Source organism: Exiguobacterium sibiricum 7-3 (assembly GCF_000620865.1).
Classification (GTDB): Bacteria; Bacillota; Bacilli; order Exiguobacteriales; family Exiguobacteriaceae; genus Exiguobacterium_A; species Exiguobacterium_A sibiricum_A.
In genome coordinates, this window is record NZ_KK211190.1 from 2,369,234 (window position 1) to 2,383,382 (window position 14,149).

Annotated in this window: 14 protein-coding genes; 10 read left to right on the top strand and 4 right to left on the bottom strand. The window is 46.8% G+C overall.

Translation table 11 applies throughout. The features are described 5' to 3' along the window. Positions 1-10 precede the first annotated feature (10 nt). Complete coding sequence (locus P402_RS0113320; RefSeq protein ID WP_026829128.1) at positions 11-1,738, bottom strand: ABC transporter ATP-binding protein; 1,728 nt, start codon at positions 1,736-1,738, stop codon at positions 11-13. Between the two features lie 347 nt (positions 1,739-2,085). Further along, the gene (locus tag P402_RS0113325) at positions 2,086-2,907 is read right to left on the bottom strand and encodes a RecX family transcriptional regulator (protein ID WP_026829129.1); all 822 of its coding nucleotides are present in this window, start codon (positions 2,905-2,907) and stop codon (positions 2,086-2,088) included. Between the two features lie 116 nt (positions 2,908-3,023). Between P402_RS0113325 and P402_RS0113330 the strand changes: the two genes are divergently transcribed. The 7 genes from P402_RS0113330 (at position 3,024) to P402_RS0113360 (ending at position 9,703) form a co-directional block, all read left to right on the top strand. Beyond that, positions 3,024-3,932 carry a TIGR01777 family oxidoreductase gene (locus P402_RS0113330; RefSeq protein WP_026829130.1) on the top strand — a complete coding sequence of 303 codons (909 nt, stop codon included), beginning with the start codon at positions 3,024-3,026 and terminating at the stop codon, positions 3,930-3,932. A gap of 15 nt (positions 3,933-3,947) precedes the next feature. Next, the gene (locus P402_RS0113335) at positions 3,948-5,093 is read left to right on the top strand and encodes an amidohydrolase (protein ID WP_026829131.1); all 1,146 of its coding nucleotides are present in this window, start codon (positions 3,948-3,950) and stop codon (positions 5,091-5,093) included. Between the two features lie 258 nt (positions 5,094-5,351). Next, positions 5,352-5,909 carry a GNAT family N-acetyltransferase gene (locus tag P402_RS0113340; RefSeq protein ID WP_026829132.1) on the top strand — a complete coding sequence of 186 codons (558 nt, stop codon included), beginning with the start codon at positions 5,352-5,354 and terminating at the stop codon, positions 5,907-5,909. 135 nt (positions 5,910-6,044) lie between these two features. Beyond that, the gene (locus P402_RS0113345; protein WP_026829133.1) at positions 6,045-6,731 is read left to right on the top strand and encodes a response regulator transcription factor; all 687 of its coding nucleotides are present in this window, start codon (positions 6,045-6,047) and stop codon (positions 6,729-6,731) included. After that, positions 6,728-8,122 carry a sensor histidine kinase gene (locus P402_RS0113350; RefSeq protein WP_051525166.1) on the top strand — a complete coding sequence of 465 codons (1,395 nt, stop codon included), beginning with the start codon at positions 6,728-6,730 and terminating at the stop codon, positions 8,120-8,122. Before P402_RS0113345 ends, P402_RS0113350 begins: the two co-directional genes overlap by 4 nt. After that, positions 8,103-8,768: a TVP38/TMEM64 family protein gene (locus P402_RS0113355; RefSeq protein WP_235188884.1), complete on the top strand. Its 666-nt coding sequence runs from the start codon at positions 8,103-8,105 to the stop codon at positions 8,766-8,768. The genes P402_RS0113350 and P402_RS0113355 overlap by 20 nt, the downstream gene beginning before the upstream one ends. Before the next feature lie 53 nt (positions 8,769-8,821). After that, positions 8,822-9,703: an aldo/keto reductase gene (locus tag P402_RS0113360; protein ID WP_026829136.1), complete on the top strand. Its 882-nt coding sequence runs from the start codon at positions 8,822-8,824 to the stop codon at positions 9,701-9,703. Positions 9,704-9,797: 94 nt separating this feature from the next. On the opposite strand, the gene rlmD is transcribed toward P402_RS0113360, so the two are convergent. Then, on the bottom strand, positions 9,798-11,183 hold the full coding sequence (gene rlmD, locus P402_RS0113365; RefSeq protein ID WP_026829137.1) for a 23S rRNA (uracil(1939)-C(5))-methyltransferase RlmD: 1,386 nt from the start codon (positions 11,181-11,183) through the stop codon (positions 9,798-9,800). A 37-nt stretch (positions 11,184-11,220) separates the two neighbouring features. Next, a complete protein-coding gene (locus tag P402_RS0113370) occupies positions 11,221-11,433 on the bottom strand; it encodes an SE1561 family protein (RefSeq protein WP_012369544.1) in 213 nt (70 codons plus the stop codon). An 87-nt stretch (positions 11,434-11,520) separates the two neighbouring features. Here P402_RS0113370 and yfkAB point away from each other — a divergent pair, with 87 nt between their 5' ends. The 3 genes from yfkAB to P402_RS0113385 all read left to right on the top strand — a co-directional run bounded on the left by yfkAB (position 11,521) and on the right by P402_RS0113385 (position 14,130). Next, positions 11,521-12,633, top strand: coding sequence for a radical SAM/CxCxxxxC motif protein YfkAB (gene yfkAB / locus P402_RS0113375; protein ID WP_026829138.1), 1,113 nt, complete (start codon positions 11,521-11,523; stop codon positions 12,631-12,633). 80 nt (positions 12,634-12,713) lie between these two features. Next, positions 12,714-12,905 (top strand): hypothetical protein, encoded by a 192-nt coding sequence (locus P402_RS0113380; protein ID WP_026829139.1) that lies wholly within the window; start codon positions 12,714-12,716, stop codon positions 12,903-12,905. A gap of 16 nt (positions 12,906-12,921) precedes the next feature. Then, the gene (locus P402_RS0113385; protein ID WP_081776674.1) at positions 12,922-14,130 is read left to right on the top strand and encodes an MFS transporter; all 1,209 of its coding nucleotides are present in this window, start codon (positions 12,922-12,924) and stop codon (positions 14,128-14,130) included. Positions 14,131-14,149: the final 19 nt, after the last annotated feature.

Below are 14,149 nucleotides of genomic sequence, written 5' to 3' on the forward strand. Positions count from 1 at the left end.
ACCTCCTACCTTACGTTTCTTCACTTTGCCGTTCAAACTGTTCGGCATACCATCCTTTATAGTCCATCAACTGTTCGTGCGTGCCCCGTTCTGTTACTTGACCGTCCTGCAGGACAAGGATTTCGTCCGCATGGGCAACAGCAGACAGACGGTGCGCGACAATCAATGTCGTAGCTTGCTCGCGATTGGTTCGAATCGCTTCAATGATGTGCGACTCGGTTTTCGCATCGACCGCGGATAACGAATCGTCGAGCAATAATAATTTTGGTTTTTTCAACATTGCCCGGGCAATCGAGAGCCGTTGTTTTTGTCCACCGGATAACGTGACACCACGTTCGCCGACCAACGTCTCAAGACCTTGATCGAGCATCGTGATATCTGTCGTGAACGAAGCGAGACGAATCGCTTCTTGCAGTTCGTCTTCCGTTGCCGTTCCGGCTCCGAAAAGGATGTTGTCCCGCACTGTTTTCGAGAATAAGAGATGTTCTTGTGAGACATAACCGGTCCATCCACGGACCGTCTCCAGGGCGACATCTTCATACGGAATCCCGTTGACTTGCAGCATCTCGCGCCCAAGCGGATATTCGCGTAAAAACTGTCGTAACAACGTCGTTTTGCCGGCGCCGGTCGGACCGACGATCCCGATTGTCTTGCCTTGTTCGATTGTCACGTTAATATCGCGTAAGGCGGGCTGTTTCGTTCCCGGATACGTAAACGTCAAATCAGATAGGACAATCGTTTCTGGAATAGCAACATCTGCGACCGGTGTCGACGTAATCAACGGTTTGACCCGCATCGTCGCTTGTAGACGATCAAGACTCGCTGTTCCGCGCTGGATGACGTTGATCAATTCCCCGAAGGCATACATCGGCCAAATCAACATCCCGAGATAAATGTTGAAGGCGACGAGTTGTCCGAGCGTGATGTCGTTCGTGAAGACGAGATAGGTCCCAAACGATAAGCCGATCAAATAACTGATTCCGACGAGTAATTTGATAATCGGCTCGAATAAGACATCAATTTTGGCGACATGCATGTTTTTATCAAACACATCGCTCGTCACAGCATCAAATTTTTTGACATCGATGTCTTCCTGAACGAATGAGCGAATGACCCGCAGTCCGGAAATCGATTCCACGACTTGGTCATTCATCGTGCCAAACGCATCCTGTGCCGTCATGAACCGTCCATGAATCTGACTGCCGAGTTTATTCATTGCGTAAGCAAGAATCGGCATCGGCAACAATGCCGCAAGTGTCAGTTTCCAATCGATTGCCACTCCCATGACAACGAGTGTAATGGCCGTCATGTTTAACGAGTCGACGAGTGTTAAGACACCAAAACCGGCTGTCCGTTCCACTGCCTTCAAGTCATTGGTCGCAAGCGCCATCAAATCCCCGGTCCGATTGCGTTGGTAAAAAGTTGGCGTCAACTTTAATAAATGCGTAAAGAATTGGCTGCGCAACGTCCGTTCGAGTAAAAAGGCCGTTCCGAATAATTTCGCAAGCCACAAGTACGTCAGAATAAAGGACGTAATGGAAATAACGGTCAGACCTACCACATACTGAATCAAAGTCGTTCGGTCCATGGAACCGGAACGCAGTCCGTCAATCACTTTTCCGATCAACCATGGTGGTGTCAAGTCGATGAAGCCGGTCACAATCAGCAGTAACACGGCAATCAAATACGATTTTTTATGTTCCTTCAGAAACCAACTGAGTTGGCGAAATAATCGCACGATGGTTCCCCCCCTTTGTCGTTCATAATGGTGTTACACGTTTCCAAGCACGCAAAAAAGGCAGACGGATTTCCGGAGCAGTCCGAGAATCAATCTGCCTTTCTAAAGACGATTTGAATCGCCGATATGGTCTGCGTGCTCGGGGAACGGATTCCCTGTCAATCGCACACTGAATGTAGTGTTTATACGAGTTCGAGAGTCTCCGCCATATTCAGCTGTTTAATAAGTGCGTTTACAATTGGCTGTTTCATGTGACGGTTCCTCCTTTTCTTAATCTGTGCGTAGGATAGCATAATTATCGAACAATTGTCAATTTTGTGTCTAATCTTTTAAAATGAAGCGAAAACTTATATCCCGTCCGCTTCCTCCTGCTTGACCTGTTCGATCACTTCCGAAACGAGTGCATACGGAAATCCTTTTCGAACCAATGCTTGTTGTGTTTTTTGAACCCGAGCGAACGGTTCGAGATTCCGATACTTCGGATAATATTTTCGTGCCTGGTACAAAGCGGCAGATTCTTCTGTGTCCGCTTCGACCTCTTCGAACACTTGTTGAATCCCGAGCTTCGAGACCTCCGATGAAAATCCGCGTTGCATCAGTGTTTGTTGCAGTTTCTGCTTTAGTTCCCGAACCGATCGGCGGGCCAGTTCTTTTTGTTTTTGCCGGAGAAACTTCAACACTTTTTCAAGCTCTTCTTCTTCTGTGAATTCTTCAAGGGCTTCGTCGATGTACTTTTTCGAAATCTTCAGCGCTTCTAAGTCCCGGCGGATTTTACCAGGTCCTTGCGGTGTCGTCGCCTTTTTTGTTGCTGTGTAGGCCAATGCGAACTGTTGATCATTCAAATACTTTTGGTCGGTCAATCGTTTGATGGCATGCTTGACGGCATGTTCCGGCGTCTCTTTTTCGATCAAATACGATTCCACTTCGCTCGTCGCCCGCATCCGGTATGACAGATGATTGAGTGATAAGCGGTACGCTTTTTGTTGTTCTTCCGCCGTCAGCACTTCCTTGACGAAATCATCATCCAGCTCTTTATCCCGTTGCAGATTGTATTTGATTAGGATATCGGCATCGACGGCAAACGCATATTCTTCCTTACCTTCACGCTCAATGTAGATATTAAAGCGTTCCGTATTTTTTTTTTGGGTTGAAATCCGTGTGATTTTCAAGTCGGTTCCTCCTTTTTCATCTTCTCTTGCAACGATAACATGTTGAATGAGGTTTGAGTGAAATGGACAAACGGGAACATATGTACAAGTATTAATATAGAGAGGATGACTTATGTATGAAAATCGCGATTACAGGCGGAACCGGAATGATTGGACAAGCACTAACGAAACGATTACTTAATGAAGGCCATCAGATTGTCATTTTAACCCGTTCACCGAAGGCAACAGAAGGTGCTGTCTCCTACGTCGAATGGTTGACGGATACCGCGGCTCCGGAACATAAATTAAATGATGTGGATGCGTTCATCCATTTGGCAGGTGCTTCCATCAATGAAGGGCGTTGGACGGAAGAACGGAAACGAGTGATTCTTGAAAGCCGGATTGATTCGACGAAAGAACTCGTCCGGATTATTCAAGCCCTCGATTCAAAACCGGATGTCGTCTTATCGGCTTCTGCCGTCGGAATTTACGGTCAGGACCGCCATCAAACGTTTACGGAAGAAACGACTATCCCCCCGACTGCTGACTTTCTCAGTCATGTCTGTGTCGCTTGGGAAAACCTCGCTCAACCGATTGCTGATAGAGGTGTGCGTCTCGTTCATCCGCGGATTGGCGTCGTCCTCAGTACAGAAGGCGGTGCTTATCCCTTAATGCGCCTTCCTTATACATTATTCGGCGGCGGAACGATGGGCGACGGGAAACAATGGGTCTCCTGGGTCCATATCGATGATCTTGTCGAACTGTTCCTATTCGCATTGACGACACCGTCTGTCAACGGTCCGCTCAACATTACAGCCCCTCATCCGGAAACGATGCGCCGGTTTGGTCAAACGATCGGAAAAGTGTTGCGCCGTCCGCACTGGTTGCCGGCTCCACGCTTCGCACTCGAGCTCGCTCTCGGAGAAAAAAGTGTCATTGTTCTCGAAGGTGCCCGTGTCATTCCAAAAAAAGCTCTCGAAAACGGCTACAAATTTCGGTATGCTGAACTAAAAGATGCACTTCAGAATCTCGAGCACACAAACTAATACAGGGGTTGAACAATGTTGGATGTTTTAATACGTAATGCACATATCTTTCCCATAACATCAGATAATTTTTATGGTGATATCCGAATCAAAGATGGAAAGATTCATGAAATCAATGAATTGCTGGATGCAGAAGACAACGAACGTGTCATCGAAGCGGAAGGCCGTTTCTTGCTTCCCGGTTTCATCGATGCCCACACCCATCTCGGTTTGTATGATGAAGGAACTGGTACAGTCGGAAACGATGCCAACGAAACCATTTTCGCGATGACGCCCCACTTGCGGGCAATCGATGGTGTGTATCCGCTCGATGAAGGATTCAAAGAAGCGATCGAACATGGTGTCACGACGGTGCAAGTCATGCCGGGCAGCATGAATATCATCGGTGGTGTCACGAGTGTCATCAAGACACACGGCCGGTTCATCGATGATATGATTTTACGGAAATATGCCGGATTAAAAATTGCGCTTGGAGAAAATCCAAAGCGTGTCCATAGTGCCGGTCGTGCCGGTGAATTGACACGAATGGGAATCATGGGCATGTTGCGGGAAGCCTTCCTTGAAGTGAAGATGCAACGGACAGCAGATACATTTGCGCACCGGATGATTGAACGGGTGCTCAAAAAAGAAATGCCGCTCCGTGTCCACGCCCACCGGGCCGACGATATTTTATCAGCGATTCGCTTTGCCGAAGAGTTTGACCTCGATGTCCGAATCGAACATTGTACAGAAGGTCATCTCGTTGCCAAAGAACTGCAACAATTACCGATCGAACATGTCACAGTTGGTCCGACATTTACACGAAAATCAAAAATCGAACTTAAAAACAAAACGTGGGAAACGTACCGTGTTCTACATGAACATGATCTTGAAGTATCAATCACAACGGATCATCCATATACACCGGTTCAATATTTAAATTTATGTGCCGGTCTTGCCGCTCGTGAAGGACTGCCTGTCGATATCGCGCTTCGTGCCATCACGATTAATCCCGCCCGTTCGATTGGCGTTGCGGATCGTGTCGGTTCCATCGAAGTCGGAAAAGATGCCGATCTTGTCCTTTGGAGCCACTTCCCGCTCGACTACCTCGCAAAGCCTTTGATGACGATGATTGACGGAAAAGTAGTTTTTGAACATACTCATCTGACATCGATGTCTTAAAAAAAGCCTATGATTTTAACGGAAATCCGTTGAAAATCATAGGCTTTTTTCGTTATGAAAATGAGGATTTTTCGTTTGCAGGAAATGTCTTATTTTCGTATGTTTTTTCACAAAAATTATTTTCTTGCTTTTTTAAAAAAAGAAGGTAATATTATCTTATCCGACAACTGAAGAAGGCATACCATGCGCGGTTCAAACGAGTCAGACAGGTAGCTTTCGACAATCATTCTAGCGGTCTTAAGAGGGAGGAATGGAAGTATGCTCAAGCAACGGGAGCTGAGCGACTGCGCTGATTTGTTCGAACTGATGCAGCATCAAGACGTATATCCGTACGTCCGCCAAAAAACACGGTACTTTGATGAATTTCTGTTTACTACAAAGCAGGCAATCGAAGAGGAAGAGCGCGGTGAGCTTGTCTCGCGCACGATCCTAGACGAATTTGACCAACCAATCGGTACAATCAGTTTACTCGATATCGAAGGACAGTATGGGTTTCTCGGTACATGGTTAGGTAAACCGTATCATGGGAAAGGTTACAACAACCTTGCAAAGGAAGCATTCTTTGCAGAACTGTTTTTTGACCTTGAATTCGAAAGTGTCTTCATGAAAATTCGTAAGACTAACATCCGTTCACAAAAAGCAGCGGAAAAATTGCCTTATGCTTTTTGTGCCGATGAATTACGACCAACGTTACTCGAACAGCTGAACACCGGGGAAACTCAATTCACGCTGTACGAAGTCTCAAAATCAAGTTTTCAAATGTATATCCATGGCCGCGAATTCGAAACGGTCTACGAACAACAACTCGAAGCATAAGAGGCGCCTGCCTCTTGTGCTTTTTTGTTCTTACTTTTGATGTGGATCGAAAGCTTCAAATGGTATGATAATAAGGAAAATTCACCTGTCGGAAGAAGCCATTACCTCTTCCTATATGAAATGGAGTGATTACTGATGCCAGAACAATCCTTTAAAATACTTGTCGTAGATGACGAAGCACAAATGCGTGATCTACTTGTCTCCAATCTTCAAAAAGAAAATTACCAGACGATGACAGCCTCGAACGGTCAAGAAGCGCTTGATCAAATGCAGCGTGATACATTCCATCTCGTCCTGCTTGATGTCATGATGCCGGAAATGGACGGCTTAACGGCTTGCATGCGCATCCGTGAATTCTCAAACGTCCCGATCATCATGTTGACGGCTCGTTCCGACGAACTCGATCGGATCCACGGTCTGAAAATCGGTGCCGATGATTATATCACGAAACCATTCAGCCCCCGTGAACTGTTGGCCCGTATCGAAGCGACACTGCGTCGTTCCCATCGCTTTACAGTCGATCAGTCAGCGACGTTGACAATCGGTAAACTTGAGCTCGATACAGAAAGCCGCAGTGTCCATGTCAGCGGAAAACCGATCAGTCTGACACGCAAGGAATTTGACTTACTTCATTTGTTCGTTCAAAACAACGACAAAGTCTTTTCTCGTGAACAATTGCTTGATCAGATTTGGGGAGCGGACTACATCGGAAACCTACGGACAGTCGATACCCACATCAAAACACTTCGCCTGAAGCTCGGTGAAGCCGGCGGCTCAATCCAGACGGTCTGGGGCATCGGATATAAATTCGAGGAAGTATGATTAAGCGGTATACCATCCGCCGCCGGATTTGGATTACGATTTGGTTCACAAGCGTTTTCTCTGCCGTCTTATTCGTCTTATTGACATTTTATCTGTACGACCGGTTTTACCTGCAAACGCAGGAAGACTTGTTGCTCAACCGGGGTGAAAAACTGATTAACATTTATGAATCCGAGGGACTTTCCGGTGCCTTTTACGATGGAATGACGTATACGAATGAACTGACCGAATCCAAGGTTTTTTTCATCGACTTCCTGAAAAAAAATCCGGCTGGTCTCCGGTTCTTGACGAATGCGGATATCGAACAATTACGCAATGGTGAAACCGTCGTTTCAAGCCGGACCCACCCGATTGAAGGGACAGATATCTTAATGACCGGTTTCCCGATTATTGAGAACAATCGGCTTGTCGGCACACTGATTCTGTATTTGGAACTCGGTCAAATCAGTGAACCGTTCCGCCCGCTTCGACTAATGATTTTCTTTATGATTGGTCTGATCGTGTTGAACCTTGTCATTTTTGGCCGTCAAATCATCGATACAATCATTCGTCCGCTGATCGATATGAAACGGGCTTCCACCGTCTATGCTCAAGGGGATTTTGCTTACCGGATTCCGATTCAATCCGATGATGAAATCGGTGAACTGGCAGAAACTTTAAACAAGATGGCGGAATCCCTCGGTGAAGTGGATGAACAGCGCAAGGAATTTTTGGCGAATGTCAGTCATGAATTACGTACACCCTTGTCCTATATCCGGGGTTATACGGAAATGATGCAAGACAAGGCACTCGACGAAAAAACACGGGATCAATATTATCAAATCATCGAGCGGGAGACAGAACGATTGCAACGCCTCGTAAATGACTTGCTTGATCTCGCCCAACTGGAGCGGGATTCGTATCCGATGACGAAGCAACCGCTTGTTTTCAGCCAAGTGCTGGAAGATGTTGTTTACCGGATGGAACCCATCGCAAAAGCCAAAGGAGTATCCATCGTCACCGACTTTGATCCAAGTCAAATCGTTCTTGGTGACAATGATCGCCTGGAGCAGGTCATCGGAAACCTGTTGGATAATGCGTTACGCTACACTCCCGCCTCGAAACATATTTATTTATCGACGAAAACAGACGGTGAACTGACGATTTGTTCAATCCGGGACGAAGGAGAAGGCATTCCGCCGGAACACTTGGAACGTTTGACGAAACGCTTTTACCGTGTTGATAAATCACGGACACGAAAAGATGGTGGAACAGGTCTTGGACTTGCCATCACGAAACACATCATCGACCGACACGACGGAACAATTTCCTTCGAATCTGTTCTCGGTCAAGGAACAACCGTCTTGATTACGTTACCGTTGTTACCGGACGATGAGGACGGATTCTCTTGATGTCATTTCTTTTGACCGTTATTTCGATCCGTTAACAGCATTGATTGGTTTAAGCTTGAAAGGACGTTTTATTATCGAAGCAACACTCCTTGATTGGTTACAGCAAGCGGATACGTTTGCTGTACCAATCAGTCTTTTAGTCAGTCTAGTCATCAGTTTGTTCGGTGTTGTGCCAAGCGCCTTCGTCACGGCAGCCAATTTACTTTATTTCGGATTTTGGAACGGGCTGTTTTTATCCTTTCTTGGCGAAGTCTTAGGTGCTGGAGTTTCCTTTTATATCTACCGTTATGGTTTTCGGCGTATCGAACCGCTGATTCAGTCCCCGTTCGTCTTGAAGTGGCTCGGTAGGTTAACGAAGCAAACTGGTTGGGATGCTTTTTGGACGATTCTTTTTTTACGGCTGTTGCCGTTCGCCCCTTCCGGTCTCGTCACGTTCTTAAGTGCGACCAGTGGTGTCTCGACACTCGTCTTTTTAACGGCCAGTACGATTGGGAAAGTTCCCGCACTGGTCTTTGAAGCTTTTGCCGTCAATGAATTGATTGAACGGGATTCGATAATCCCGTGGTTGATTGCTGGACTGTTTTTGGTGTTTTATTTGATTTACCTTTATAAAAAACGGTTGCATCCATCGAGGGATATCGATTGATGCAACCGTTTTCTTCGTATAGTGTAGAGAAGTAAACAAAGGAGGAAAACAGTATGGAATTACGTTCATTTGGCAACACTGACATCCAAGTCTCCCCTCTCGGATTTGGTGCCGGTCACATCGGTTCCGATGATTTATCCGATCAGGAAGCAAGCTATGTCCTCCATCAAGCGTTAGATGCAGGCATCCGTTTATTTGATACTGCCCGCGGCTACGGCTTATCTGAACAACGGCTCGGCAACTTTTTAAAACAGCACCGCCATGATGTCGTATTGTCGACGAAGGTCGGGTATGATGTACCACGCACGCAAGACTGGACGTTCCAAGCTGTTGCCGGCGGAATTGATCAGGCCCTTTTGACGATGCAAACAGACTTTATCGATATCGTCCATTTACATTCCTGCAGTAAAGAGATACTGGCTCAAGATGATGTCATCGAGGCACTCGAGCGTGCGAAGCAGGCCGGAAAAGTCCGGCTGATTGCTTATTCAGGTGACCGGGAAGACCTTGACTACGCCATCACAACGGGACGGTTCGACAGTTTTCAAACGTCCGTTAATTTGTATGATCAACGGGCATTGAGCGATGCCATCCCGCTGATTCATCAACAACAAAAAGGCATCATCGCCAAACGTCCGATTGCGAATGCCCCTTGGCGGTTCGCGTCACGGCCAACCGGTCAATACGTCGAACCTTACTGGGAACGGGCACAACAGCTCGAATTCCCTCTTGAAGAAGCCTCTTGGCTTGAAACCGCACTCCGGTTTACAGTCTTTGAGCCCGGCGTCACGAGCGCCATCATCGGGACAGCCAATCCGGATCATTTGGTACAAAATATCCGCTTGCTGGAACAAGGACCTTTACCAACAGAACGTGTCGCTGATCTCAAACGACGTTTTCAGGAACAGGATCAAAACTGGTTGCAACAAACTTAAAAAAAGAAATCCGGACGAAACAAAAGAGGAAAACGGCTATAGCCACTTTCCTCTTTTTCATATAGAAATCGCTTCTTATATCCGTTCGATCTGTTTAAAACTTTTTCTTTTTCTTTTTCTCTAGTACAACGATGGCTTCGACATGTGCCGTTTGCGGGAACATGTCGTACGGTTGGATGTAACTGACTTTGTAGCCGGCTTTCATCAAATGATCGCAGTCACGTGCCAACGTTTGTGGGTTACAGGAAACATAAATGATTTTTTTTGCTTTTGACGAAATCATTGCGTTCAATAATTGCGTATCACAACCTGAACGAGGCGGATCGACGATGAAGACGTCTGGAATCCATCCCTCTTTCACCCAGCGCGGAATCCAAGTTTCTGCTTTTCCGACTACGTATTGCGCGTGGTTAAATCCGTATTGCTTCATGTGTGCCGTTGCATCTTCGACTGCTTCCTCGACGATTTCCATTCCTCGGACTTCTTTTGCACCGCTTGCGATCCAAAGACCAATTGAGCCGACGCCTGCATAAGCATCAACGACACGTTCTTCACCCGTCAAGGCTGCCGCTTTGACGATCTCGCTGTACATCCGCTCCGCTTGTTCCGGATTCAACTGGAAGAAGGCACGTGGTGACAGTTGATACGTAAACTCACCCATCTGTTCCTCGATGCGTTCCACCCCACGTAAAACTTCCGTCTGTTCCCCAAAGACACGCGACGTCATTTTATCATTAATGTTCAAGGCGACTGAAATCACACCTGGAATATCATAAATATCTCGGGATAATCCTTCAAGATCCTTAAAACCGTCTTTGAAAGCGACTAACACGACTTGAATTTCACCTGTTTTGATGCCGGTCCGAACGACGATGTTTCGAATGACGCCATCTTGTTTAGCTGAATTATAGACCGGAACGTTGTAGTCATTTAAAATTTTCGTAACGGCTTTGTTGACACGTAACGTCTCTTTGTTTTGAACGATACACTCGTCGATCGCAACGAGACGATTCGAGTTTGCTGAATATAATCCACTGACGATTTGCGTGCCTTCTTTTCCGACGGCAAACTGTGACTTATTCCGGTACTCCCATTCTGCTGTACCGATTGTCGGACGGATGTCCGATTTCTCGACGTTCAACTTCGTCGATTTCGTAAAGGCGTTTCGGACCATATCTTCTTTATAACGAAGCTGTCCTTCGTAACTCATATGTTGGAGCTGGCATCCGCCGCACTGACTGTAAATCGGACATAATGGTGTCACACGGTCCGGTGAACGGACATCGCGCTTCAAGATTTTTGCATTCGCAAAATTGTTATGGATTTCCGTAATCTCGATCTGAGCGGTTTCCCCGACAAGCAGACCTGGAATGAATACGATTTGTCGTTCGAGTGTCGCGATTCCTTCTCCGTTGATCCCCATGCGTAAGCAGGTTACAGAACGAACCTCGCCTACCTGTAGTTTAATTTTAGTTGTCATCTGATCCATCCTTTCCATGATCCAAATCAAAAAGCGGTCATTTCGAACCGCTCTCTGATTCCTCATGTTCCTTCATATCTTTTGCGTAACGAAGCACCTTGGCTTTCAACTGATCCAAGGAGACGGCTAAACGTTCCAAATCCTCAATATCTGATGTTTCATCCAATGAATCAATCGTATGGCATAAAAGCTGCATTCTTGATTTTAGCACATTCATCTGTCCAAGTTTATCAGTTCTTGCTTTTCCCATTATTCTGACTTCCTTTCTTGTTCTTTATTCCTGTGTACATTTAGCATACGATACGTAGTGGAACTTTAAAAAGGAGGAACATGCACCATGTCACTAAAATCACCTATCACCATCCAAAATGATCCGTGGGAAGCCTATCGAGATATCGAACAGTACGGACAGTCCCGACTGACGAATGTCGAAGTTACGACGACGACGCTTTGCAACATGCGTTGTGAACACTGCGCCGTCGGCTATATGTTGTCGAGCAGCGAAACACCTACCATCCCCGTCGAACTGCTCATCAAACGATTGGACGAAATCGAACACCTGCGTGCCTTCTCCATTACTGGCGGAGAACCGATGCTGTCGATGAAGTCGGTCCGGGAATATGTCGTGCCTTTACTTAAGTATGCCCACGAACGGGGAGCTAAAACCCAAATCAATTCAAATTTAACACTTCCCCTTTCCCGGTATGAGCTGATCATCCCTTATCTTGATGTCTTACATATTTCTCACAACTGGGGAACAGCGGACGACTTCATTGATGGTGGCTTCGCAATGATGGAACGTAAACCGTCACGTGAAGCACGGACGAAACTGTTTGAACAGATGAAGGAAAATGCCCGTATCTTGAATGCGCGTGGTGTCCTCGTCTCTGCGGAAACGATGATCAATAAACGAACGTTACCGCATTTAGAAGCCATCCATCAGGAAATCGTTGAGATGGGCTGTGTCCGACATGAAGTTCATCCCATGTACCCAGCAGATTTCGCCTCGATGATTGAGGCGGCAAGCCTCGACGAGATTCGCGATGGGATCCATCGTCTGCTTGATGTCCGGGATCCAAATGTTTGGATGTTATTCGGTACATTGCCGTTTTATGCCTGCTCGATGAAAGAGGCAGATTTAGCGCTCCATCGCCGTCTGCGCCAGGATCCAAATGTTTCCGTCCGCAATGACCCCGACGGCCGGTCACGCCTAAATGTCAACATCTTTGACGGTGAGATCATCGTGACGGATTTCGGGGATGAATTGGCCTCACTCGGGACGATTCATGACACTTCCTTTAATGATGCGTATACGATGTGGCAAAAAACAGAACTTAATCAAAGTTTGTCCTGTCACTGCCCCGCCGTTCAATGCCTCGGTCCAAATGCGCTCGTCAAAAATGCCTATTATCCGGAAGTAGATTTCCTAAAGCAATCCAGCCGTCTCTGACCAGGTTTGAGTCTCTTTCAAAACGGGAAAAGTCTGTCACAAAGTTGACACACTTTCCTTGTTCGAAGGGGGTTTCAAAAATGGAATGGCTCGTCGGGATTGTCGCGATTATCGGCATGTTCAGTATGGTACTTGGAATCATGATGATTGGCATTCGGGTGTCTCACAGTATCGAACACGATGAAGTGTTCGACCAAACGGATTGGGACGAACATCTTTTGCATATGCCACGTCCAACACGGTTCGAACCAACTCAACAAAAAGAACAATAAGCATAACATGCCCCGGATGTACAGACGTGCACCCGGGGCATGTTATGCTTATATAAAAAAGGAAAGGCAGTTGTTTGTTTTGTCGCGTCGCTTTGCTTTAATTCTTTCGATTGTATTCATTTCGGGTTTCACCCAAGGATTACTCATCCCACTGCTTTCGATCTTGCTCGAACGTCAAGGAACACCCGCTTACATAAATGGACTAAGTGCTGCCGTGCTTTATATCGGTGTCATCGTCGCAGCACCCTTGATGGAAAAACCGTTGCGGCGTCATGGCTATGTGCCTGTCATCTCGTTTGGTCTTGCCTTAGTAGCTGTTGCCGTCTTTGCTTTTCCGCTTATCCCAAGCGTTCTTGCTTGGATGGTACTGCGATTCGTCGTCGGCTTTGGGGACCAGACCCTCCATTACGGTTCTCAAGTTTGGGTCACCTCCATTACACCGAACCATAAACTTGGCCGGACGATGTCACTGTATGGCATGGCATTCGGTCTTGGTTTTGCCCTTGGTCCACTCGCGGCACCACTCGTTGACTGGATCAGCTGGTTGCCCTTCGTCTTGACTGGGACACTGACTGTCCTCGTCTTAATCGCCTTAAGACGGGTACCAAACGAAAAACCGTCTGATGTCATGCCGGAAGAGCTTCAATCTGCGGCTTCCCGTTACCGGCTTGTCTTGACGAGCGCCTGGTTTACATTGTTACCCGGCTTCACCTATGGCTTTTTAGAAGCAACATTGAATGCCAGCTTTCCAGTATTCGCGACACGAAACGGCTACGAACTATCTCAAACGAGCAGTTTGATCACGACATTCGTCGTCAGCTCTTTATTGATGCAGTTACCCCTCGGACGTCTCGCCGATCATTTTGGAAAACGGCGGACGCTGATCACTGTCCTCAGCATCGGAGCTTTTTCGTTTTTGACGGCCTGTTTTTTGTTCCAAAGCTATGGCGCATTGTTTACGATTTTTGCAATCAGCGGTATGGCTCTCGGTTCGACGTATTCCTTAGGCGTCGCTTATATGACCGAACAGTTGCCAAATCATCTGTTGCCGACCGGGAACCTGCTTGCTGGGATTTCGTTTAGTCTCGGTTCGATTCTCGGCCCGATCTCCGGTAGTTTGTTCGTTATATTGCCGCCAGGATTCTACTTTATTTTATTCGTACTGGTTCTCGCGACACTCGCTTATCTGCTTTTTCGGTCAAAACCTGTATCCCGGTCGCTGTAAACAAGCAAAGACGGTCGTC

Bases quoted from the DNA above. Each gene is read 5' to 3' on its own strand.
- P402_RS0113330 (WP_026829130.1), top strand. From the start codon at position 3,024: ATGAAAATCGCGATTACAGGCGGAACCGGAATGATTGGACAAGCACTA.
- P402_RS0113335 (WP_026829131.1), top strand. From the start codon at position 3,948: ATGTTGGATGTTTTAATACGTAATGCACATATCTTTCCCATAACATCA.
- P402_RS0113340 (WP_026829132.1), top strand. From the start codon at position 5,352: ATGCTCAAGCAACGGGAGCTGAGCGACTGCGCTGATTTGTTCGAACTG.
- P402_RS0113345 (WP_026829133.1), top strand. From the start codon at position 6,045: ATGCCAGAACAATCCTTTAAAATACTTGTCGTAGATGACGAAGCACAA.
- P402_RS0113350 (WP_051525166.1), top strand. From the start codon at position 6,728: ATGATTAAGCGGTATACCATCCGCCGCCGGATTTGGATTACGATTTGG.
- P402_RS0113355 (WP_235188884.1), top strand. From the start codon at position 8,103: ATGAGGACGGATTCTCTTGATGTCATTTCTTTTGACCGTTATTTCGAT.
- P402_RS0113360 (WP_026829136.1), top strand. From the start codon at position 8,822: ATGGAATTACGTTCATTTGGCAACACTGACATCCAAGTCTCCCCTCTC.
- rlmD (WP_026829137.1), bottom strand. From the start codon at position 11,183: ATGACAACTAAAATTAAACTACAGGTAGGCGAGGTTCGTTCTGTAACC.
- P402_RS0113370 (WP_012369544.1), bottom strand. From the start codon at position 11,433: ATGGGAAAAGCAAGAACTGATAAACTTGGACAGATGAATGTGCTAAAA.
- yfkAB (WP_026829138.1), top strand. From the start codon at position 11,521: ATGTCACTAAAATCACCTATCACCATCCAAAATGATCCGTGGGAAGCC.
- P402_RS0113380 (WP_026829139.1), top strand. From the start codon at position 12,714: ATGGAATGGCTCGTCGGGATTGTCGCGATTATCGGCATGTTCAGTATG.
- P402_RS0113385 (WP_081776674.1), top strand. From the start codon at position 12,922: ATGTACAGACGTGCACCCGGGGCATGTTATGCTTATATAAAAAAGGAA.